This is a genomic window from Salinimicrobium sp. TH3 (assembly GCF_026676115.1).
In the GTDB taxonomy this organism is placed as follows: domain Bacteria; phylum Bacteroidota; class Bacteroidia; order Flavobacteriales; family Flavobacteriaceae; genus Salinimicrobium.
Map to the genome: position 1 here is coordinate 291,022 of NZ_JAPONB010000001.1, position 20,760 is coordinate 311,781.

The window sequence follows — 20,760 nt, forward strand, 5'->3', positions numbered from 1 at the left end:
GGAGAGCCTGCTATTTCATGAGCGGATTGTTTCGGTCGGGATGCTCCTCCCTCGCAATCACCGTTCAAAGAAGACTCAAACAATAAAGACCCATCCATCAGAAAGATCTTTCCATTTCGGGTTCTGTTCCGAAATTAATTTTTCCTTTTTTGCACGATTACCTGCTTTGATCTTTTTCTCAAAATCAATGGCTTCTGAAATATTGCTGAATTCTTGAAAATAAACGAGCTTCTCACAGTTGTACTTTGAGGTAAAACCTTTAAAAGCTTTTGTTTTGTGCTGATAAACTCTTTTAACCAGATTTGAAGTAACTCCCGTGTATATCACCGTGTGGTGAAAATTGGTCATCATATATGTATAGGAGAAAAACATAAACTAAATTAAATAAAATTATTCTTTCCGTCTTTGCGAAGGAGCCTGGAGAGGCGACTGAAGCAATCTCCTTCTTCAGGAATCCTGCTCTTGCTTTTAACTGAAATGGAGAGACTGCTACTTTATTGGGGGATTGCTTCGGTCAGGATGCTCCCTCCCTCGCAATGACGGTCCAAAGTTTTTTCCGTCATTGCGAAGGAGCCTGGAGAGGCGACTGAAGCAATCTCCTTCTTCGGGAATCCTGCTCTTGCTTTTAACTGAAATGGAGTGACTGCTACTTCATTGGGAGATTGCTTCGCTTCACTGCGTTTCGCTCGCAATGACGGGTTCAAAAGTTCTTTCCGTCTTTGCGAAGGAGCCCGAATTCGGTTTCGACTTTTCGACTTTTCGTCTGTCACCGGTACAGCTTAACACGCGAAATTTAAGGATGTGAGAACTTAGGTGTTTGAGTAAATAAAAATATTCGTGTACCTGCCCGTCCGGCAGGTGGGTTCGTGGCCACTTTTTTAAAATTTAAAAATTGAAAGATTCAGAGTTTACAAAACACCTCATAAATATTCAACCCCCAATTCCCCATTCCCCAATTAACTAATCACTAATAACAAATAACTATCTTAGTCCCTTCACCAAAAATTTCAGGAATGATCAAAAAATTTATTGCTCCTGTATTGCTGAGCCTCGTTCTTACTTCATGTCAGGATAAAGAGACGAATCAGCAGGAGGATCTGGCGCTGGTTGCCAGCGCGAAACTAGATTCTGTTTTGCATAATTATTACGAAGACGGACTGCGGCTGAATCCAATTTCGGCTACGACTTCAGGCGATATGCGCTACAATGACCGTTTTCCTAACTTCCTTTCAGATGAATATGAGGATAGTCTGCGCAACTATTACAGCACCTACAGAGACCAGGTGCAGGCAATAGATGACGCCAATCTTTCAGAAACAGAACGTCTAAGCAAGGAGATCCTGCTTTGGGAAACAGAGATCAATCTGGAAGGCCTGGAGTTTGAAAAGAATAAATATATGCCCATTGACCAGATGTGGTCTGTGAACCTCTTTATGGGGCAACTCGCCAGCGGCATGGGGGCGCAGCCTTTCCAAACCGTGGAAGATTACAGGAACTGGCTTGAGCGCGTTGAGGGTTACCTCACGTGGATGACTTCTGCGGAAGACAGGATGCGCGAAGGAATGGGACAGGGTTATGTACTTCCGGCTTCGTTGATCACCAAAGTGATTCCGCAGTTCGCGTCTATGGCTGAAGGTGATGCTGAAGACCATCTTTTTTACGGTCCTGTCGACAATTTTCCGGAAAGCTTTTCTGAAGAAGAGAAACAACAGCTAACGCAGGAATACAAACAAATGATCGGGGAGAAAGTCATCCCGGCTTATAAAAAGATGCACGACTTTATGGTGGAAGATTACCTGCCACAGGGGCGCGAGAGCAGCGGAATTACAGATATTCCCGGCGGCGAGGATTTTTATAAGCACCAGATCAAGCTTTACACCACAACAGATATGACCGCCGAAGAGATCCATGAGCTTGGACTGAAGGAGGTGGAGCGCATCTCGCAGGAGATGATGAAAGTGAAGGAGCAGGTTGGTTTTGAAGGCAGCCTGAAGGAATTCTTTAATTATGTGCGTGAGAGTAAGGATCTAATGCCCTATGAGTCGGCTGAAGAGGTTATCCAGGGGTTTGAGGATATTCACCAGCGTATGAAGCCCAATATTGACAAGCTATTCAATGTGACTCCGAAAACGGCTTTTGAGGTCCGGAGAACAGAAGAATTCCGTGAGAAATCGGCCAGTGCCGAATACAATCCCGGTTCGCTGGACGGCACCCGCCCCGGAATCTTTTATGTCCCTGTGCCCGATGCTTCTGCGTACAATGTTTACAGCGACGAATCTTTGTTCCTGCACGAGGCCATTCTGGGACATCATTATCAGATCTCCCTGACTCAGGAAAATGAGGAGCTGCCCGATTTCAGGAAGACGCTCTGGTACAGCGGTTATGGTGAAGGCTGGGCGCTTTATTCTGAATCCCTCGGAAAAGAACTGGGGCTTTACACAGATCCTTACCAGTACTTCGGAACCCTTGGCGCAGAGATGCACCGCGCGGTTCGTTTGGTGGTTGACACAGGATTGCACAGCAAAGGCTGGACTAGAGAGGAGGCGATCCAGTATTCACTGGACAACGAAGCAGAGCCTGAAGCCAGTGTGATTTCAGAAATTGAAAGATATATGGCAAATCCGGGGCAGGCGTTATCTTATAAGATCGGCCAGTTAAAGATCCAGGAGTTGCGCGACAAGGCGCAGGCAGAACTTGGGGATCAATTTGATATCCGCGAATTCCATACACAGGTGCTGGAAACCGGTGCTGTGCCTTTACAGTTGCTTGAGAATAAGATCAACCGTTGGATCGACGAAGTGAAGAACAGCGAGAGCTAGAAAATATCAGGTTCCAAAAAGTCCTTTTTGAATGATAATTCGGGAAGGGCTTTTTTGTTGGTTACGTAACAATAACCTCCATAAGTTCAGTTAATGTTGTAGAAAAAGGTAAAGCCGCTCGGCGTCCTTTTGCTTAGATAGATACTATGTGCAACTGGAAACTTCCTAAGAAGAATACAAAATCAAATGTTCTGAAGTACTCATCAACCTGAAGGAAATGGAAGCCGACGGTCTCCTGGAATTCGGAGATGAGAAACTCATTGTCAAAGAATCGGGACGGCCTTTTGTAAGGAATATTTGTATGGCATTTGACCTGCTGCTACAAAGAAGCAAGCCTGAAACCAGGTTATTCTCGATGACGGTTTAGGGATTAAAATTCCACGTTATAAGAAAGTGTAACTGTGCCTAACATAAGGTTGATGTGATTAGCGTGGGAGATATGATGCGGTATGACTAAATAGATCAAACATTTTAATAAAAGCTGCCCTTGAGGTGGCTTTTTTTCTATATCTCCAAAAAATAAGCATTAAGTCGCCCTGCATACATTCCAGAGGCTGAATTCATATATCCAATTCTTCTTTTAGAGATCATTCAGCGCTAATAATTGGGTGTTTTCACCCATCTAAAATATTAAATGTCAGGTAATTAGCATCAAAATTTTAATTTACATTTATGGTTTGATTCGTGACAGCTTTCCGGAAAGATTTGCTCCCCTCTTTATTATCCCCCAATTTTTTATCACAGGCCAAAGGCTTAAAAATTATTTAATTAATACTAACGAGCATGAAAACTACAAATTTATGTTGGTCCCTGGTATTGGCGTTATTTTTAATAGCTACCGGGTGTGAAAAAGAAGCACTGGAAACAGAGGTTCTTGAGGGGTATGATCTTGAGGCAAGGGTCGAAAACCGGGCTCTAAGGCATACCAAACAGTATGATGCCGATGTGGCAACTGCATGGTATAATTTGTTGGCCGATCTTAACCAGAACACGCCTTATTTTAATCCGCAAAGCGCCAGGATCTTTGCCTATTCCGGCCTTGCTCTATATGAATCGGTCCTGCCGGGAATGCCTTCCTATCAATCTGTATTTTCCCAAATGAGTGGGGAAATTATAGTGTTTGATGGTAAACCAAAAGACTACTACTGGCCTGCAAGTGCCAATGCTGCCCTTGCTGAAATATCAAGGAGCCTGCTACAGGATTTCCCGCAACCGGCTAATCTTGCGGCTATAAACGAACTGGAAGAACAGCTCAACGAGGAATTTCTGGAAAGTATAAGTGCGGAACAACTTGAAAGATCTGCCGAATTTGGGACGTATGTAGCAGAAATGGTCTATAACTGGAGTAAGACAGACGGAACCTTTACCCCTTGTCCTCCCTATGTTCCTTCGGGAGAGCCCGGAACATGGGTTCCTACCCCTCCCATGTACTTTCCGGCTGCCGGGGCTTGCCAGGGTGATCTAAGGACCTTTATTCCAAATATTGCAGAAACAGTAATGCCGGGGCCACCACCTCCTTATTCCACAGACCCTGCATCTGAATTCTATCAAATGAACATGGCGGTATACGAGATCACTCAGGATCTAACTTCAGAAGAGCTGCTCATCATCCAGGCCTGGAGAGATATTTTGGGTGTAAATCTTAACCGGCCTTCGCATATGATGAAGCTTACTGCAGATCTCATTGATGAGGAAAATGTGAATCTGGAAGAAGCCTCGGTGCTTTTGGCGAAGGAGGGAATTGCCATTTTTGATGCCATTGTTGCAATATTCAATGCAAAGTTTGAGTATGAACTCCTAAGACCGGTAACCTATATTCATGGTGTCTTAGGATACACTTCCTGGCAAGGTGTATATCCGGCGCCGCAGCATCCTTCATATCCTGCAACCACCGGGGTGACCGTCGCGGCCCTTGAGGTTCTTGAAGCCTATTTTGGAAGTGATTATGCCTTTGAGGATACAACCCAGGAGGAATTGTATGGTGTTTTTTACTATGATTCCTTTGACGAAATGATAGAGGCTAACGCCCTAAGCAGGACGCACAGCGGACTTAATTACCAGCTTTCTGTTGATGTTGGAGAGGAAATAGGTATAGCAGTGGGAGAATTGATCAATGAAATAGAATTTAAAAAATAGGATCAAAACAATAAAGTGAATTGATCCGTAGCAAGAGCTGCGGATCAATTCCACCAGTTAAGCATATTCTGAACGCCAAAGGGGAAAATGAAAATGATCCCGAAGACTTTTTCTCTCTCAGTATTGATCTGGCGGGCAGATCGTCCTCTAAAAATGAATGAATTACTAATTAATAAATTGAATTATGAATAAGAACATTCTTCCTTTGTCACCCCAATTCTTTTCCTACCTACTCCCTTTTCTATTTTTCGTGCTGTTTACAGGCTGTGAAAAAGAAGCTGTGCCGGAGAATATGGATTCCTCTTTGGATCTTCAAAGCCGCGCCAATAATCCGGCAGATTCTAAGACGAGCACCTTTTACGGTCCGGCTGAGCCCTTCAACGGCGGAGTAGTGCGCACCATGGTCACCATGACCCGTGACGGAATTCCCGTGGAGATAGGGGTTCGTATTTCAGAAAAAGTCCTGGAAGACCTGCCACTAACCCATGAGATCATTAGCCTGGATCTACCCAACAAAATGGAGGGTCTCGCTTTTGACCATGTAGACCTTAACTGGAATCCCGGCGGGCATGAGCCTTTTCCCCTCTATGAAGAAGAGCACTTTGATGTACATTTTTACATGGTGAGCCGGGATTACAAGATGGACATCACAGATCCCGAAAAAGGAGTGGATTATCCCGATGAGGTCTATTGGCCCGCAAACTATGCGCCACCGCCACCATTTGTGCCTGCATTCGCTCAACTGGTTCCCAATATGGGGGTTCACTGGACGAGATTGGATGAACCTTTTCCTTTTACCCATACGTTCATCTACGGCAGTTATGATAACAGTTTTATCTTTATGGAACCTATGATCACAGTAGATTACCTGGTGAACCATGCAGATGGGACAGACTTTGCCATCGCCCAGCCGGATGAATTTGAGAGAAGCGGTTATTATCCTACTACCTATAAGATGTATTATGATGCCAGGCACAAGGACTACGTGATTAGCATGGGAGATATGGTGTGGTATGACTAGGCAATGATCAGTTAACAATAAAAAAGGAATAGTAAAAGAGATTAGTGGTCAGTGATCAGAAATTACAGTAGAAACATAAAATAAACCTGCAAGATCTTTACTTAAACCTGCAGGTTTATTTTTTTCATTAAACCTTAAACTTTTTTTATTCCGGCACATTTTTGCCAGGAATAAGATCTCTTTTAATCATGTACATTCCGTTCTGCTTTTTCAGCTCCATTACGCCCAAAGTATCGCCGAGGGAGGGAATCTGCCGCTGGAGGAGTTCGGCCTTCATTTTTTATTTTGGATTCTGAGAATGCAATTTTATGGGGAGCCTGTTTCCGTAAAGATGCCCTGCCATGCAAAGGCGACTGGAAGATTAATCCTGCTCCTGAATTTCAACACTATTGCCGATTCCGCTTAGTTCGGGGTCAAAGATCCAGATCTCCGATTCTTCTCCCTGGTTTACCTCCTGCCATATTGAAATAAATTCTGCCAGCCCTTCACTGCCATAGATCTCCTCATAGGCTTTTCTAAAATCGGGATCCTGGCCCAGCCAGGAATATTCATTAAAGAAAAACACCAGTGCTATATCCCTGCCTTCCTTTTCGGAGGGGAAAATATTAGTGTAGGCAGTATAATTGATCTCCGGGAATTTTTCCTTCATCACCAGACCTACCATGTCTAAAAGTTTTATCATACGCTCTTTCTCAAAGGTCTTGATGTTGTAGTAACGCACCAGCAGCTTGTCCAGCTCAAAATCTTCGGAGAAAGCAGACATTTCTGGATGATAGCGCCAGTAGGAGGTATGCGAGTTGGGTAAAAGGTAAGGCTGCACATTCTTTTCCCAGTCTTCATCATGCTCTTTGCGGTCTTCCCGGGGCTCATCCAGCGCACTCCAGGGGAAAGGGCCCATCACCCACATATAACTTCCCGTGTTGGGACCGCTGGAGATATAATACATCCTTGCACCATAGGATTCTTCGGAATGAAATTCTTCATTATGTTCCTTAAGCCCTTCCCGGAATTCGGAGAGGCTTGTAGGAACAGGCGTCAGCAGCACATTTTCGTGCAGTAAGTAAGAGCTTGGGTCATCGTCTTGTGAAAATGCCAGGAATGGAACCAGCAAGATCAGGAAATACAAAGGTTTCATAATGCATAGGGAATTAAGTTTTACCCGCCCGGGAAACCGGGAGGCTTGTTTCTTAATTTACTGATTATAAGCGCATCATGAATTGTAGGAAAAGTGAAATGTTGGTTAAAAATGGCGTGAGCGATTCGCAAGGTTTAGTCGGAAGGATTTGAAGTTGGATTGATGAATTAAGAAGTTTAAGTCGTGTAACAAACCGGAGATGAGGTTGTTCTCGATGATGGTTAAGGAATGGAATTTAAGGATTGAATTCAGGATTAAAGACTAGAGAATTGGCGTAAAAAGGTGCTTAAACTGCGAGGATCGGTTGGGTCTTCAATGGTTAAAGAAAACCTTTGGAATTCATACCAATCTGAAAAGTAAAGATTTCCCGAATGTTCTGGAAACAGAGAAATTTGATTTTCTGATGGATAGAAGAACTCCGAATCAATAAGTTTTTTACGTAAAATTTCCTCTGCTTGTTGAGGAGTTAGACCTTCACTATTATCAAATATTACTTCTCCAAAGATTTTGTAATTCCCCTCATCACGGTGTAAAAACTGAAATGAAATATTACTCTTTTGCATGACCTATTTTTCATGAGAAGTTACCAGGAATTTTTTATACTAGGTTAAAGAATTAAAATATTTGATATTGGTTGGTGAGAAATTCATCTAATTCTCTCTCAGAATAAAATTCGAATTGTGGCTCTTTGTTTTGTTGGAAAAATGAATTTAAAGCTATTTCACTTTCAAATAATCTGAAATGATATCCTTCGTAATTATATACAAAGCAAATATATGTTTTAAGATAATCTGTAATTTGAATTTTTTCAATCGTTCTTGACGAACTAAGATATTGCACATCAAGTTGGTTTACAATATTCATAGTATCCTTTTAAAGCAGAAAAACTTCTTTATTGTGCCAGCTCAAAGATTCCTGTGAAGGGTAATATTTTTCCTTTTCAGGGAGAATTATTTGCTTTCCTTCAAATTGTGAAAGAGTAAATCTCGATTTTTCTTCTTGAATAGATGGAGAAACCCTCACCAAAAAATTCGAATTTATCGTCAGCAGGCCTCTATCAAAAGCGCGATGCATGGTAGGTGATAGTGCAATACCATTTGTGACGGTATCATCTCCAGATAAACTAAAGGGGTAAATATGACAAGCATCTATCATTTGAAGGTTATGTGAAGATTGTATTTTCATTCCTGTAATACAGCAGGTGTGGCTATAAATTTTAGGAATGGTTTTTTTAAATAATCCCCCACGAACAAATAATTCCTCTTCATATTCATCTTCTTCTAAAGTTTCTCTCAACCGTTGAATATGGGTTTGATATGCTTCCTTCGGTTCATTTAAAATTTCATTTTCGATATTTTCCTCTTCGTAATTTCTATCAGGCCTTAGGTATGCAGATTTATAATTAGGAAAATATCTTTCTAATAGTAGTTGTTCAAACCATAACTGGTTTGGAACTTCCTGAAGAAGTAAAAATAGTTCTCGGTCAATTTCCGCAAATGCAATAGTTTCTTTAAGATTTTTAAAGCTTTTAATACTTTTTGAACTCGTGAGAATCAATTCCCTACCAGGTTTAGTTACTAAATACCAGAAAGGCTCATTTTTCAAATGAAAAAAAGGAAGAGAAAAATTGGGGTTATGATCTGTTTCTACCAAGATCTTCCAATTTTGTTTAAAAGCAAGAATTAACTCGTGAGTAATAAAAATGCGGTTTCTACTAATTATCCCTTTTGCGATTAGTTGAATAACAGAAAGTAATAAAATTGGCTTATGAGGTGCCAAACCCTTATCTTTAACTGGACCACGCCTCAATTTTTTGAATTGAGAGGAATATTTAATAATTAGTTCTTCTGTCATTCTAACCAACAGCTAATTTCTGACTTTCTTTTAAAATGTAAGAGGGCATGGGTTCAAGAAGTTTCCATTCTACACTCATAGGTTTTGCACCTTTTGATTTTATAAATTCTGTCTCACCCAAAAATGTGTAGGACATTGTAAAACCATATTCATCCACGTTTTGTTCCCTTACAAAAAGTAGTATTTTCTTGCCAATCGTTTTATGTTGAATGTACGATTCTCCCTTTGGTGAATTTGGAGAGATGCTATTCTGTGATTGCCAGTGAAAAAGGGTTTTATTCACAGCATAATCCTCATACATCGTTGTTGGAGAATATTCTTTTTCGGTCTTTTTAAGCGTGACGAATAAAGCCTCCACGTTTAGCTTCTTGTTAAAAGCGGATCCTTCACGGTTAGAAGATTTTTTACTGAAGGTGCTCATTCCGATTGCAGCTAAAATTTCTTCTCTATTATATCTACTGTGGAGCTTTAAAGGGAAAGGAAAACCTAATCGAATATCCTTTTCAACAAATTCTATTTTTTCTATTTGATGTTCAACGAATTCTTGCAACTCTTGAAGCATGACCTTATTTTTTCTCAACAAAGTCATACTGTCATTTATATCTGAAAAATTTAATTTTGTCCCTGCCTCTTGCCAAACATCGTAATGGAACATTAACAGCATATTTTTTTCCTCCTGAGTAAGCAAATTGAGGTTGGTGTTTTCAGAAATTACTTTCCGAATGAATTGCAGATAGCTTAACGAGTTACACTGGATGAGCTTTTTCTGCATGCAAGTCGTTAGTTCTTTTTCCTGAGGCTCATCAAAATCAGAAATTACCTTTGCATCTGCACATAGTCTTTTCCAGCTTCCTTTTCTATAAATCTGGCGAATCTCAAGATGATGAAATTCTAAGAAGTTGTTCAGTGTAAGCGGTAAGGTCGAATGATGCTTAAACTGTTGAATTTTCATTAATAGCTGTGGTCTTCTGAATTCAGTTGCCTCTCGGATGTTTCTTAGAATAACTTCCTTAGCTTTTTTCTCCAGTACAATAGAACAACCTAAAGGTAAATGAGGAAATTCATCTTCTATTTCCTTTATGATTGAGGTGTGTGTTTTGCCCACCAAGGCTCTGAATTTATGTTCAAAATCGTATTCTGGACGAGCATTACCCACAAAGTCCAAAACAGTTAAGCAATCTTTGTTTTCAGCAAGTCTAAGTCCGCGTCCTAATTGCTGAAGAAAAACGGTTAAACTTTCTGTAGGTCTTAGAAAAAGGACCGTGTCAATATTTGGAATATCTACACCTTCATTAAAAATATCTACTACGAAGAGATAATTAATTTCTTTTTTCAGGAGCTGATTTCTCAATAACTCCCTCTCCGAGCTATTACTGCTAACTAAATAATTGGCTTTTAATTTAGCTATTGTAAATTTCTCGGCCATGTATCGGGCATGCTCTTGACTCACACAAAATCCTATAGCTTGTACATCATGAACATCTGTCAAATATTCCTCACAATTACGGATGATATCTGATACGCGTCTGTCATTTTCTGTATAAAGCTTTGTCAGTTCTTTTACCTCATACTTCCCATTCCTCCAATTTACTGTTGATAAATCAATAGTATCAGAAAGAGCGAAGTATTGGAAGGGACTTAGAAGTTTACGATTTAGAGCTTCTGGTAGCCGAATTTCTGCAGCAATCTTGTTATGAAAATCTTCTGCTATGTCTCCTCCATCCATTCTTTCTGGCGTTGCTGTCAGGCCTAAAAGGATTTTGGGTTCAAATCTTTTAAGAATTGGACGGTAGCTATCGGCCTTGATGTGATGCACTTCATCAACTATTATGTAATCATAAAAATCAAGTCCTAAATCGAGAGTCTTTAAGTGATTGTTCAAAGTCTGAACCGATGCGAAGAGTTGAGTATATTTTTCCGGCTCATTTCCATCAACCCACAGTTCTCCATAATTCGAATCACGCAAGACATGCTGAAATGTTATCTGCGCCTGTTGTAAAATCTCTTTCCGGTGAGCAACAAACAGGAAATTTGCATTTGGATTTTCTAAATAGAACCTCCTGAAGTCAAAAGCTGAGATAACGGTTTTCCCAGTTCCCGTGGCTGCCACCAATAAATTTTTATTTCTATGATGGACTTCTCTTTCAGATTGTAACTTAGACAGTATTTCCTCTTGATAAGGATATGGTTTTAAGTCAAAAAAGGTAGTAATTTGATTTGATCCGTAAGAACTTTGTCTCTTTAGTGCCTTGCTCAGCTTTTCTCTATCTCTCCCTTTGTGATATGGTTCAAACTCGGGATCTTCCCAATAAGTTTCGAAAGTCTTTTGAAACTTATCAATTATATGACCGATTTCTTGGGTTGTTACTTTGAGGTTCCATTCCAAGCCATTAGTTAAAGCAGATCTGGAAAGGTTTGAAGAGCCAACGTAGCCGGTATGAAAACCAGAATTTCTTAGAAAGAGGTAAGCTTTGGCGTGCAGTCGTTCATGTTCGGAATTGTATGAAACCTTTATTTCTGTATTTGGTAAAGAAGATAAATATTCAATGGCCTTTACATCTGTAGCTCCCATATAGGAAGTGGTAATAATTTTTAAACTTTTACCACTGTTCGTGAATTCCTCTAGTTCCTTCTTGAAAATTCTAATTCCGGAGTACTTGATAAAAGACACTAACCAGTAGATTTCATCGGCAGAAAGAATTTCTTTCCTCAATTCACTTTCCAATGAGATCCCAACATTGTTACCGGTGAAAAGTTCACTCTGGCTCATTCGAGTATAAGGAGTTATCTCCTTCAGTCTCGCTTCTAAGCTTGAAAAGGGAAAATTGAGTTTTGAAAAAACCGCTTGCAAAATTTTACCCTCGCTTTCCAGTAGATTGTCGGATAATTCTACGTTTCCTAATTCTGAGACTAAGAGTTGTATTATCTTATTAGAAAGCTCAATTTGTTTTATCGGCCGATCTTTTTCTTTAATTTCATTAAGAGCGTACCTTATTGTTTCTGCTAAATACAGACTTAAATATTGCGAAGCTTCTTCTTTGTCCAAAGTGGTTTCGCTGATGTGAAATTTTTCAGAATCAACGGATTCCAATTTATTGGCGACCAGTTTGTTTATTAGCTGCTCGTAGAGTCCTGTTTCGAGGTTCATTGGCTACTTTGAATATAATTTTGAACAATAGGAATATCGGCTTCTGCCCAATCGTACCGTGACAAATCAGTGGGAGATGCCCATTCAACCTTTAAATGTTCTTTTAAATCAATTTCAAATGTTTGTAGGGAACAGCGAAATGGAATTAGTTTAATTACTTTATTATTTGAATAGGAGTGAGTATTAAAAGGTAAACGTTCATTGATTTTTATTTCTCTTTTTAAACAGGTTTGTAAATCTTCATTTTCTTCAACCTTTCCTCCAGGAAATTCCCATTTAAGTGGGAGGTTCATCTTTTCACTTCTTTGTGCACAGAGAATTTTTCCATGGTGTTCTATAATTGCACAAGTAACTAGGATCACCCTTATGAATATTTGTTTCAATAAAAGTAAGAAAATACTTTACAAGAGTAGCGATGCAAAATCTCATTATTAACAGTTCTTTCCCAAAGTTGTTATAAGGGAATTAAAAGATCACAGATCCCATTAACTGGTGTCACTGTGGCTTTTCAATGACTAATGATCAATAATTAGTGACCCCTAGATCAGCAAACATTTTTCTTAAGCTTTTCCGGTGGGGTTTTATGAGGCTAGCACCTTACACTGCCCATCTTTAAAGATCTCTTTTCTGTCGCGAGAAGCGATGTTCACTAAAATTACTTCTCAATGAATAAATCAGCAGGGAATCACTTTAAAGGTCACCAGATTTACACCAGGATCTATAAACAAGCAACGGGTAGCAGGTTCCACAAAAAGATTTATTTAATTCTTTGTTAAACTCTTGCGATCCTGATAAAAGTCATCCTTTTAAGCGCCAGTAATTCAGAGATTTAGGTTCTTAAAATTGGATGTATGATCTGGCTTCTCATTATTTTAGGTCTGTTGTTGACTTTCCTGTTCTTTTTATTGTTAACACCGCTCGTTCTTGTGATCGATACCGAAAAAGCAGAGTATTCCCTTACCTATAGAGGAGTGGGAGGTGTAAACCTCATTTCCGATGCAGAGGAACTGGTCTTTTTGAGGTACAGGATTTTTTTTTTGAAGGTAATTTTTATCCCCTTAGAGCAAAAAGATCTGTAAAAAAGAAAGAGAAGCCCGGGAAGAAGAGGAAAAAAGGAGGAGTAAAAATGAGTAGGATGCCCGAGAGGATCTTTAACGTGTTGCGGTCTTTTAAGGTGAGGGAGCTGAGGTGGGAACTTGACACAGGAAATTACCGGCATAATGCATTGCTTTACCCGGTCTTTTATCTTTTAAACCTACAGGATGCTTCGACAGGTATAAATTTTTTAGGAAGAAACGGGATTCGCATTAGAGTAGGAAACAGGTTAATGAGGATGCTGTTTGCCTTTTTCAAATAATCTTTTAAAATGACTAATCATGGAACTGAGATTTGAAGAATTACTGGACAGAATTACCGATTTTATGAGATCGGAGGCGAAAACAGAAACTGTCATTGGACAACAGTTTAAACTGGGAGAGTTTACCTGTGTACCCGTTATTAAGGTGGGGATGGGTTTTGGTTCCGGTGGCGGTGAGGGACAGGATCCCAAGAAAGGCAAAGGACAGGGTGGCGGTGCCGGTGCAGGAGTGAACATTCAGCCAATAGGCTTCCTGGTAACTAAAGGGGATGAGATCTCCTTTTTAGGAACAGGTGCAAAGACCGGCCTGGCTGCTGTTTTTGAAAAGGTGCCCGATCTTATTGAAAAACTCTCTGAAAAAGCCAACAAAAAAGAGAACCTTTAAGGTGATGTGGATTGTTCATGCAGGGGTTGAGGAAGTTACTGTACTCAATTACCCTGCTGTCCTCGCTTTGACAGTTTTTCAAGGTGTCTGGGGGGAACAGCTTCCAAAGCTTTTGATTATAACTTGTTTATTCCCAGTCACTAAAAATTTTATCTTTCATTTTAACGCTCTTTCAACAGGAGGGAATCTCTTATTTTTATAAATATTGGAAATATTCCAATTAATAGGAAATTATCCAATAATGGAAAAGAATAAAGCTATTTTACATCTCGACCTGGACACTTTTTTCGTGTCTGTAGAGCGCAGGTTGCATCCCGAGCTTAATAACCGTCCGGTGCTGGTGGGTGGTTTGGGAGATCGCGGGGTGGTGGCGGCATGTAGTTATGAAACGCGGCGTTCATTGGCACCCTTTCTGTCCGCAAGATTCCCATAACAGGGCCAAGCCTACCCGGCTCAAAATTTTAATTAAATTTATTCGAAAAACCTAATTTCGTACCTTTGATAAAAGCTTGATGACTATGGATTTAGAAATAAGAAAAAAAGAATTTGTGCGGGAATTTCTGAAAGTTCAGAATGAAGAGATAATTATTCAACTTGAGAATATTCTTCGGAAGGAAAATAAATCTGTTCAAGATAAGGCCGAACCCATGAGTGTAGAAGAACTTAATTTAAGAATTGACAAATCCATGGATGATTCCCGAAGCGGGAAACTCGTCGAGGCCTCCGACTTAAAAGCCAGAATGAAAAAGTGGAGTTAGGCATCTATTGGACTGAATTCGCAGTTAGAGAATTTGAAAATATCTTTGAATATTATTCCGAAAAAGCAAGTCCTCAGGTTGCCCGAAAATTGACAAACGGAATCTATAATGAAACTCTTAAATTAAAATCACAGCCTGAAATTGGTCAAATCGAGGAGTTACTTAGAGAACGCTCTGGGGAATTCCGTTATTTGATTTATAAAAGCTATAAAATTATTTATTTGCTCAACTATCAGAAAGACCGGATTGAAATACTGGATGTTTTTGATACCCGACAAAATCCACGAAAAATAAAAAGAACTGAATAGAGAAATTGTCTATTCCGGTGAAATTCTTTTTTCTCTCCTTATCTTTCTCTACTATAATTTTTTGTAGATAACCTTCCTCAAAGAAGCTGGTTTTTTATTGTCTAAATTCAATTATAAGAATTTTTCTCCTTTTTAACAGCTTGCTTTATTCTTCTTATTCCAATTATTTCTAATTTTGGAAATATTCCAATTAATAGGAAATTATCCAATAATGGAGAAGAATAAAGCTATCTTACATCTCGACCTGGACACTTTTTTCGTGTCTGTAGAGCGCAAGTTGCATCCCGAGCTTAATAACCGTCCGGTGCTGGTGGGTGGTTTGGGAGATCGCGGGGTGGTGGCGGCATGTAGTTATGAAACGCGCCGCTATGGAGTACACTCGGGCATGGCGATGAAAGTGGCCCGGCAGCTGTGTCCCGCCGCCACTATTATCAAGGGAGAAACCACCACTTACAGTAAATATTCCAACGAGGTAACCGAGATCATACAGAATAAAGTGCCCGCTTTTGAGAAAGCGAGTATCGACGAATTCTACGCCGATCTTACGGGTATGGACCGCTTCTTTGGCACCTACCAGTTTGCCACCGAGCTGCGAAAGGAGATCATTCGTGAAAGCGGCCTTCCTATTTCCTTTGGCCTCTCCCGCAATAAAGTGGTGTCAAAGATCGCCACGCCACGGGCGAGGCCAAGCCTAATAATCAAATCCTCATAGAAAGCGGCCGCGAAAGGTCATTCTTGGCACCCCTGTCTGTGCGTTTCGTAATTCTAAAAACTAACTTCAAAAAAAGCTTTTTCAATTCCTTATAAATTTTCGGAAAGAAAGAATAACTAGAATTGAATGGTTATTAAAATTACTTATTCCTCCAAAATGAATCTTAAAACTGTAGGAATTAACTGAAAATTGTAGGAGTTAACCGACCTTTTTATTCTTATATCGAAAACTGTTCCAGGACGTAGTTTTATTTTTTTGGATTCACTACTTTCGGTTTAAATAAATAAAAATCAACCTATTATGAAAAGAATTTTCTTGTTGTCTATGTTAGGATTAAACTTTGCAGCTTGTTCTGTGGACCAAGTTGAAATGGATATTAATGAAAATGAAATTCAGGAATTAAATGCTGTTTTGAATACAACCGGGTGCGAGCCAACTATCCATAACTTTGGAGAAGCCGGGAGTATAGAAGTGTCGAATGATGAGAACAATTTATATATAAAGATCTTGCCAGAACCGGGTTTTGAATTGGATAATGTAAAGTTACATATTGCCAACTCCCTGGTGGATTTTCCAACTGCTGGATCGGGATCAGGAAATTTGCCTCCCGGCCAAATGCATTATAAGGTAAACAATCCCGATTCTGAAGGACACACTTTTGAATTTGATTTGGTTGATTATCCTGCAAGTTTCTACATTGCCTCTCAATCTACATTTTTCAAAGACGACAATTCGTATAGTGTTTGGGCTGGAACTCCTGCAGATAATAAAGGGAATTGGGCATATTTTGAATATACCGTGCAGGAATGTGAAGTTGAATGTACCGAGTTTTTAGGCCCGGATAATATTGGTGAAGAGCTCACAGTGACAGGTACAGAAGGATTGACTGATATTAGAGGGTGGACTTTTGGAGACTTTGAGAATTATGTATGGGATACATTATTGGAAGGCGCCCCTGAAGGTGGAGACTTCAACCCTTCTCTTCAATATATTTTTGACAACTTAAGCAGTGTGCCGTACGGGTTCCATAGCTCAACTTATACAGTAACTGTAGGTGATTGTCAAGATTCTATAGTTATTGGAGCAACAGTAATATGTGAAAATGCAGGTTGTCAAAGCAATTAATTAGTCTTTAGAGATTTTATCAAATTCTAAACAGGAGTCCCCAATTGGACTACTCCCAAAAATTGGACGGGTTAAAAAAATTAAATTTTCTGAATGAGCTCGATATTATATTGGGCTCATTTCTTTTAGGTTAAGTCTTTTTCTGTCATGTTTTTAATTGGTTTAGATAATACAGTTCCGATTTAAGAGTCTCCAAAGAAGTTTTCAAAATAGAGCTTCTTGTCTTTGACTTTAAACTCGGTAACTTCCGTTACCCCTGGATGATTTGTGTTTTTTCTTCTAGCTCTTTCTGATTGAACTAAGGTATGAAGCTTTTTTAGGTAAACATTTTCTGCTCTAAGTTCAGCTAACTCATCTAAGAGTTGCTCCTCACGTCATAGGTTTTTTTGGTTTTAGGCATAGGTTTAGATCTTCCTCGGTTTTCCTTAGACAAACCTTCTGGCCCTTCCTCATCATAAATCTTTACCCATTTGACTAAAGTTTCCAAAGTAGGAATCTTGAAGAGCACACAAGTCTCCTGGAAAGATAAAGAATTCCTTCTCATCTCTAATATCACTTTAATCTTAAACTCGAAGAATGTTTATTTTTTATAGCTTAAGTCCCTTGGCACTATGGGTTTTTATAAAAAGAAATCCATTTTATGAACCATAATCTACACAACGGGTAAAATGCATTAATAGAATTAATATGAATAATAATTAAGCCTCACGAAATCAACTTGATAGATGAAAGAAAGTTTAATGAAACTCTATATAAATTTAACAATTATATAAATGTTTATCAATTTCCTATTTTATACTTTCGAAGTAAATTTAAAAAAACAATATTTATGAAAAATTTTTACATGTTAGCCATTTTAAGCTTTTGGTTTATGGCTTGTTCTGTTGAGGATGATGGGCTTGAATTAAATACCAATAATGATTCAGAACTCAATGCAACTATGGAATGCACTGATTTCTTGGGTTCTGATAACTTTACTGGAAGTCTTACTGTAAGGAATAAAGCGGGAGTGACTGATATTAAAGGATGGACGGTTGAAGATTTGAAAGAATATGTGTTTACCAACTTATTGGAAAGTGGTGTTCCTCAGGATGGGGTTTTTAGTCCCACCCTTCAAAGTATTGTTGATAAGTTTAATAATGGAACTGTTCCACAAGGTCTATTCACTACTACATATACAGCTAGTGTAAATGGTTGTACAGATTCTGTTAGAGTTGGAGCAACCGTAGATGGTGTGCCCTGCACTGAGTTTCTTGGGGAAGATAATCTTAGCGGAGTGCTTAGTGTGACTGATATTACAGGTTGGACTGCTGAAGATTTGAAAAATTATTTGTTTGCTAATTTATTAGAGAGTGGTGTTCCTGAGAATGGAGTTTTCGATCCAACGCTCCAAAGTATTGTTGATAAATTTAATGATGGAACGGTTCCACAGGGGCTCTTTACCACCACATACATCGCCAGGGTAGATGGTTGTCCAGATTCTGTGAAAATTGGAGCAACCATAGAGAGTCCGTTGCCCTGTACTGAATTTTTAGGTGAAGATAATCTTAGCGGAGAGCTTACTGTAAGAAATAAAGCAGGAGTGACGGATATTAAAGGTTGGACAGTTCAGGATTTAGAAGATTACGTTTTTGCCAATTTATTAGAAAGTGGTGTTCCTGAGGATGGAGTTTTTAGTCCTACGCTTCAAAGTCTTCATGATAGATTCAATGATGGAACTGTTCCACAAGGTCTCTTTACCACAACATATACTGCTACTGTAAATGGTTGTACCGATTCTGTTAAAATTGGAGCTACTATTGACGGTAAGGTGCCGTGTACTGAGTTTTTAGGGGAAGATAATCTTAGTGGAGAGCTTACTGTAAGAAATAGAGCAGGAGTGACTGATATTAAGGGCTGGACAGTTCAGGATTTAGAAGACTACGTTTTTGCCAATTTATTAGAAAGTGGTGTTCCTGAGGATGGAGTTTTCAGTCCTACACTTCAAAGTCTTCATGATAAATTTAATGATGGAACTGTTCCCCAAGGTCTCTTTACCATTACATATACTGCTACTGTAAATGGTTGTACCGATTCAGTAAAAATTGGAGCTACTATTGATGGCTGCACTGAGTTTTTAGGTGCAGATAATCTTAGTGGAAAGCTTACAGTTAGAAATAAAGCTGGAGTGACTGATATTAAGGGCTGGACAGCTGTAGATTTGAGAAACTATGTGTTTTCTAACCTTTTAAAAAGTGATGCTCCTACAAATGGAACTTTCAATCCTACTCTTCAAAGTATTGTTGATAAATTTAATAATGGAACTGTTCCACAAGGTCTTTTTTCAACCACATACACGGCTACTGTAAATGGTTGTACCGACTCTGTTAAGGTTGGAGCTACTGTAGATTAATTTCCTATTCATACTTATAAATACAAAAGGAGCTAAAAATTTAGCTCCTTTTGTATTTATAGATTCTATCATTTATTTAAAGTTTTTTTTAACGCTCTTCAAACAGGAGGGAATCTCTTATTTTTATAATTTTGGAAATATTCCAATTAATAGGAAATTATCCAATAATGGAGAAGAATAAAGCTATCTTACATCTCGACCTGGACACTTTTTTCGTGTCTGTAGAGCGCAAGTTGCATCCCGAGCTTAATAACCGTCCGGTGCTGGTGGGTGGTTTGGGAGATCGCGGGGTGGTGGCGGCATGTAGTTATGAAACGCGCCGGTACGGGGTGCATTCGGGCATGGCGATGAAAGTGGCCCGGCAGCTGTGTCCCGCCGCCACTATTATCAAGGGAGAAACCACCACTTACAGTAAATATTCCAACGAGGTAACCGAGATCATACAGAATAAAGTGCCCGCTTTTGAGAAAGCGAGTATCGACGAATTCTACGCCGATCTTACGGGTATGGACCGCTTCTTTGGCACCTACCAGTTTGCCACCGAGCTGCGAAAGGAGATCATCCGCGAAAGCGGACTCCCCATTTCCTTTGGCCTCTCCCGCAATAAAGTGGTGTCAAAGATCGCCACGGGCGAGGCCAAGCCTAATAATCAAATCCTCATAGAAAGCGGCGGCGAAAGGTCATTCTTGGCACCCCTGTCTGTGCGTAAGATCCCAATGATAGGAGCCAAGACCTTTCAGACGTTGCTGGGGCTGGGCGTGCGGGAAATAAAGACCATACAGGAGATGCCGGTGGAGATGATGGAAAGTGTGCTGGGCAAAAACGGGCGTATCATATGGAAACGGGCGCACGGGATCGATGAGGTGCCTATCATTCCGTTTCATGAGCGCAAATCTATCTCGGCCGAACGTACTTTTCACCGGGACACTATTGATATGGTACAGTTAAATGCCACCCTCACCGCTATGACCGAGAGCCTGGCGTACCAGCTGCGGCGCGGGGATAAGCTTACGTCGAATATAAGTGTGAAGATTCGGTATTCAGATTTTAATACCTATACCAAACAGGCGAGCATTCCCTACACCAGCGCCGATCATATTTTGATCCCCAAGATCGAAGAACTCTTTAGGCAGCTGTACAACCGGCGGTTGTTGATAAGGCTGGTGGGAGTGAAGTTTGGCGGACTCGTAGGCGGGCATTACCAGATCAATCTTTTTGATGACAGCGAGGAAATGCTGGACCTGTATAATTCCATTGACCGCATTAGGAACAGGTTTGGGGAGAACAGCGTGATGCGGGCATCGACCATTGGCGGCACCAGCATAGGCGGAAGACAAAACTCCTTCGACGGCGCCCCACCTATGTTGTATGCGCATAGACAAAATTAATCTTCGCCCTTTGGGCGGTTCAAGGTTTAAAGTTCAAGGTTTAAAATTGATTTGAAGATGAAAAAAAGAAATTCCAAAATCCAGGCACCAAATTCCAATAGGAAATTTGGAGATGTGATGATTTGAAAATCTGAAGATGAGATGTAATTCTCCCCGTCAGTTCGAGTGAATCTGGAACTGCGTGAGCAGGGACAGATTTGTATCGGGAACAAGGGAGTGACT

20 protein-coding genes and 2 pseudogenes are annotated in these 20,760 nt (G+C 40.0%); 14 read left to right on the forward strand and 8 right to left on the reverse strand.

The window, feature by feature from the left end; genetic code table 11:
- Window positions 1-75: 75 nt before the first annotated feature.
- Complete coding sequence (locus OU683_RS01220) at window positions 76-372, reverse strand: GIY-YIG nuclease family protein (RefSeq protein WP_268134339.1); 297 nt, start codon at window positions 370-372, stop codon at window positions 76-78.
- A gap of 641 nt (window positions 373-1,013) precedes the next feature.
- On the opposite strand from OU683_RS01220, the gene OU683_RS01225 reads away from it, so the two are divergent.
- The 4 genes from OU683_RS01225 to OU683_RS01240 all read left to right on the forward strand — a co-directional run bounded on the left by OU683_RS01225 (window position 1,014) and on the right by OU683_RS01240 (window position 5,976).
- Window positions 1,014-2,819: a DUF885 domain-containing protein gene (locus OU683_RS01225; protein ID WP_268134341.1), complete on the forward strand. Its 1,806-nt coding sequence runs from the start codon at window positions 1,014-1,016 to the stop codon at window positions 2,817-2,819.
- Between the two features lie 217 nt (window positions 2,820-3,036).
- A complete protein-coding gene (locus OU683_RS01230; RefSeq protein ID WP_326493538.1) occupies window positions 3,037-3,186 on the forward strand; it encodes a hypothetical protein in 150 nt (49 codons plus the stop codon).
- A 416-nt stretch (window positions 3,187-3,602) separates the two neighbouring features.
- Window positions 3,603-4,955: a vanadium-dependent haloperoxidase gene (locus OU683_RS01235; protein WP_268134343.1), complete on the forward strand. Its 1,353-nt coding sequence runs from the start codon at window positions 3,603-3,605 to the stop codon at window positions 4,953-4,955.
- A gap of 184 nt (window positions 4,956-5,139) precedes the next feature.
- A complete protein-coding gene (locus tag OU683_RS01240) occupies window positions 5,140-5,976 on the forward strand; it encodes a DUF5602 domain-containing protein (RefSeq protein WP_268134345.1) in 837 nt (278 codons plus the stop codon).
- 145 nt (window positions 5,977-6,121) lie between these two features.
- Here the strand turns inward: OU683_RS01240 and OU683_RS01245 are convergent, their stop codons facing one another.
- The 6 genes from OU683_RS01245 to OU683_RS01270 all read right to left on the reverse strand — a co-directional run bounded on the left by OU683_RS01245 (window position 6,122) and on the right by OU683_RS01270 (window position 12,475).
- The gene (locus tag OU683_RS01245) at window positions 6,122-6,253 is read right to left on the reverse strand and encodes a hypothetical protein (RefSeq protein WP_268134347.1); all 132 of its coding nucleotides are present in this window, start codon (window positions 6,251-6,253) and stop codon (window positions 6,122-6,124) included.
- Between the two features lie 84 nt (window positions 6,254-6,337).
- Window positions 6,338-7,111: a hypothetical protein gene (locus tag OU683_RS01250; protein WP_268134349.1), complete on the reverse strand. Its 774-nt coding sequence runs from the start codon at window positions 7,109-7,111 to the stop codon at window positions 6,338-6,340.
- A gap of 254 nt (window positions 7,112-7,365) precedes the next feature.
- Window positions 7,366-7,674, reverse strand: a complete 309-nt coding sequence (locus OU683_RS01255; protein WP_268134350.1) for a hypothetical protein — start codon at window positions 7,672-7,674, stop codon at window positions 7,366-7,368.
- Between the two features lie 310 nt (window positions 7,675-7,984).
- Complete coding sequence (locus tag OU683_RS01260; protein ID WP_268134352.1) at window positions 7,985-8,965, reverse strand: HNH endonuclease; 981 nt, start codon at window positions 8,963-8,965, stop codon at window positions 7,985-7,987.
- Between the two features lies 1 nt (window position 8,966).
- Window positions 8,967-12,113, reverse strand: a complete 3,147-nt coding sequence (locus OU683_RS01265) for a DEAD/DEAH box helicase (protein WP_268134354.1) — start codon at window positions 12,111-12,113, stop codon at window positions 8,967-8,969.
- On the reverse strand, window positions 12,110-12,475 hold the full coding sequence (locus OU683_RS01270) for a (deoxy)nucleoside triphosphate pyrophosphohydrolase (RefSeq protein ID WP_268134356.1): 366 nt from the start codon (window positions 12,473-12,475) through the stop codon (window positions 12,110-12,112). The genes OU683_RS01265 and OU683_RS01270 overlap by 4 nt, the downstream gene beginning before the upstream one ends.
- A gap of 489 nt (window positions 12,476-12,964) precedes the next feature.
- Here OU683_RS01270 and OU683_RS01275 point away from each other — a divergent pair, with 489 nt between their 5' ends.
- The 8 genes and pseudogenes from OU683_RS01275 (at window position 12,965) to OU683_RS01310 (ending at window position 16,758) form a co-directional block, all read left to right on the forward strand.
- On the forward strand, window positions 12,965-13,192 hold the full coding sequence (locus tag OU683_RS01275; protein ID WP_268134358.1) for a hypothetical protein: 228 nt from the start codon (window positions 12,965-12,967) through the stop codon (window positions 13,190-13,192).
- Window positions 13,193-13,239: 47 nt separating this feature from the next.
- Window positions 13,240-13,470 (forward strand): hypothetical protein, encoded by a 231-nt coding sequence (locus tag OU683_RS01280; protein WP_268134360.1) that lies wholly within the window; start codon window positions 13,240-13,242, stop codon window positions 13,468-13,470.
- Window positions 13,471-13,489: 19 nt separating this feature from the next.
- Window positions 13,490-13,855, forward strand: a complete 366-nt coding sequence (locus tag OU683_RS01285; protein ID WP_268134362.1) for a GerW family sporulation protein — start codon at window positions 13,490-13,492, stop codon at window positions 13,853-13,855.
- 241 nt (window positions 13,856-14,096) lie between these two features.
- Window positions 14,097-14,249: pseudogene (locus tag OU683_RS01290) on the forward strand (Y-family DNA polymerase); the annotation flags it as partial.
- A gap of 124 nt (window positions 14,250-14,373) precedes the next feature.
- Window positions 14,374-14,613 carry a hypothetical protein gene (locus OU683_RS01295; protein WP_268134364.1) on the forward strand — a complete coding sequence of 80 codons (240 nt, stop codon included), beginning with the start codon at window positions 14,374-14,376 and terminating at the stop codon, window positions 14,611-14,613.
- Window positions 14,604-14,921: a type II toxin-antitoxin system RelE/ParE family toxin gene (locus tag OU683_RS01300; protein WP_228914190.1), complete on the forward strand. Its 318-nt coding sequence runs from the start codon at window positions 14,604-14,606 to the stop codon at window positions 14,919-14,921. The genes OU683_RS01295 and OU683_RS01300 overlap by 10 nt, the downstream gene beginning before the upstream one ends.
- 211 nt (window positions 14,922-15,132) lie before the next feature.
- Window positions 15,133-15,677: pseudogene (locus tag OU683_RS01305) on the forward strand (DNA polymerase Y family protein); the annotation flags it as partial.
- Between the two features lie 256 nt (window positions 15,678-15,933).
- Complete coding sequence (locus tag OU683_RS01310) at window positions 15,934-16,758, forward strand: hypothetical protein (protein WP_268134366.1); 825 nt, start codon at window positions 15,934-15,936, stop codon at window positions 16,756-16,758.
- A gap of 355 nt (window positions 16,759-17,113) precedes the next feature.
- On the opposite strand, the gene OU683_RS16575 is transcribed toward OU683_RS01310, so the two are convergent.
- Entirely contained in the window at window positions 17,114-17,314 is a 201-nt protein-coding gene (locus tag OU683_RS16575; protein ID WP_442800844.1) for a helix-turn-helix domain-containing protein, read from the reverse strand.
- Window positions 17,315-17,476: 162 nt separating this feature from the next.
- Here OU683_RS16575 and OU683_RS01315 point away from each other — a divergent pair, with 162 nt between their 5' ends.
- On the forward strand, window positions 17,477-19,150 hold the full coding sequence (locus OU683_RS01315) for a hypothetical protein (RefSeq protein ID WP_268134368.1): 1,674 nt from the start codon (window positions 17,477-17,479) through the stop codon (window positions 19,148-19,150).
- A gap of 167 nt (window positions 19,151-19,317) precedes the next feature.
- Entirely contained in the window at window positions 19,318-20,538 is a 1,221-nt protein-coding gene (gene dinB, locus OU683_RS01320; protein ID WP_268134370.1) for a DNA polymerase IV, read from the forward strand.
- The last annotated feature ends 222 nt before the right edge of the window (window positions 20,539-20,760 follow it).

Coding starts and splice junctions, on each gene's coding strand:
- OU683_RS01220 (WP_268134339.1), bottom strand. CDS start 372: ATGTTTTTCTCCTATACATATATGATGACCAATTTTCACCACACGGTG.
- OU683_RS01225 (WP_268134341.1), top strand. CDS start 1,014: ATGATCAAAAAATTTATTGCTCCTGTATTGCTGAGCCTCGTTCTTACT.
- OU683_RS01230 (WP_326493538.1), top strand. CDS start 3,037: ATGGAAGCCGACGGTCTCCTGGAATTCGGAGATGAGAAACTCATTGTC.
- OU683_RS01235 (WP_268134343.1), top strand. CDS start 3,603: ATGAAAACTACAAATTTATGTTGGTCCCTGGTATTGGCGTTATTTTTA.
- OU683_RS01240 (WP_268134345.1), top strand. CDS start 5,140: ATGAATAAGAACATTCTTCCTTTGTCACCCCAATTCTTTTCCTACCTA.
- OU683_RS01245 (WP_268134347.1), bottom strand. CDS start 6,253: ATGAAGGCCGAACTCCTCCAGCGGCAGATTCCCTCCCTCGGCGATACT.
- OU683_RS01250 (WP_268134349.1), bottom strand. CDS start 7,111: ATGAAACCTTTGTATTTCCTGATCTTGCTGGTTCCATTCCTGGCATTT.
- OU683_RS01255 (WP_268134350.1), bottom strand. CDS start 7,674: ATGCAAAAGAGTAATATTTCATTTCAGTTTTTACACCGTGATGAGGGG.
- OU683_RS01260 (WP_268134352.1), bottom strand. CDS start 8,965: ATGACAGAAGAACTAATTATTAAATATTCCTCTCAATTCAAAAAATTG.
- OU683_RS01265 (WP_268134354.1), bottom strand. CDS start 12,113: ATGAACCTCGAAACAGGACTCTACGAGCAGCTAATAAACAAACTGGTC.
- OU683_RS01275 (WP_268134358.1), top strand. CDS start 12,965: ATGATCTGGCTTCTCATTATTTTAGGTCTGTTGTTGACTTTCCTGTTC.
- OU683_RS01280 (WP_268134360.1), top strand. CDS start 13,240: ATGAGTAGGATGCCCGAGAGGATCTTTAACGTGTTGCGGTCTTTTAAG.
- OU683_RS01285 (WP_268134362.1), top strand. CDS start 13,490: ATGGAACTGAGATTTGAAGAATTACTGGACAGAATTACCGATTTTATG.
- OU683_RS01295 (WP_268134364.1), top strand. CDS start 14,374: ATGGATTTAGAAATAAGAAAAAAAGAATTTGTGCGGGAATTTCTGAAA.
- OU683_RS01310 (WP_268134366.1), top strand. CDS start 15,934: ATGAAAAGAATTTTCTTGTTGTCTATGTTAGGATTAAACTTTGCAGCT.
- dinB (WP_268134370.1), top strand. CDS start 19,318: ATGGAGAAGAATAAAGCTATCTTACATCTCGACCTGGACACTTTTTTC.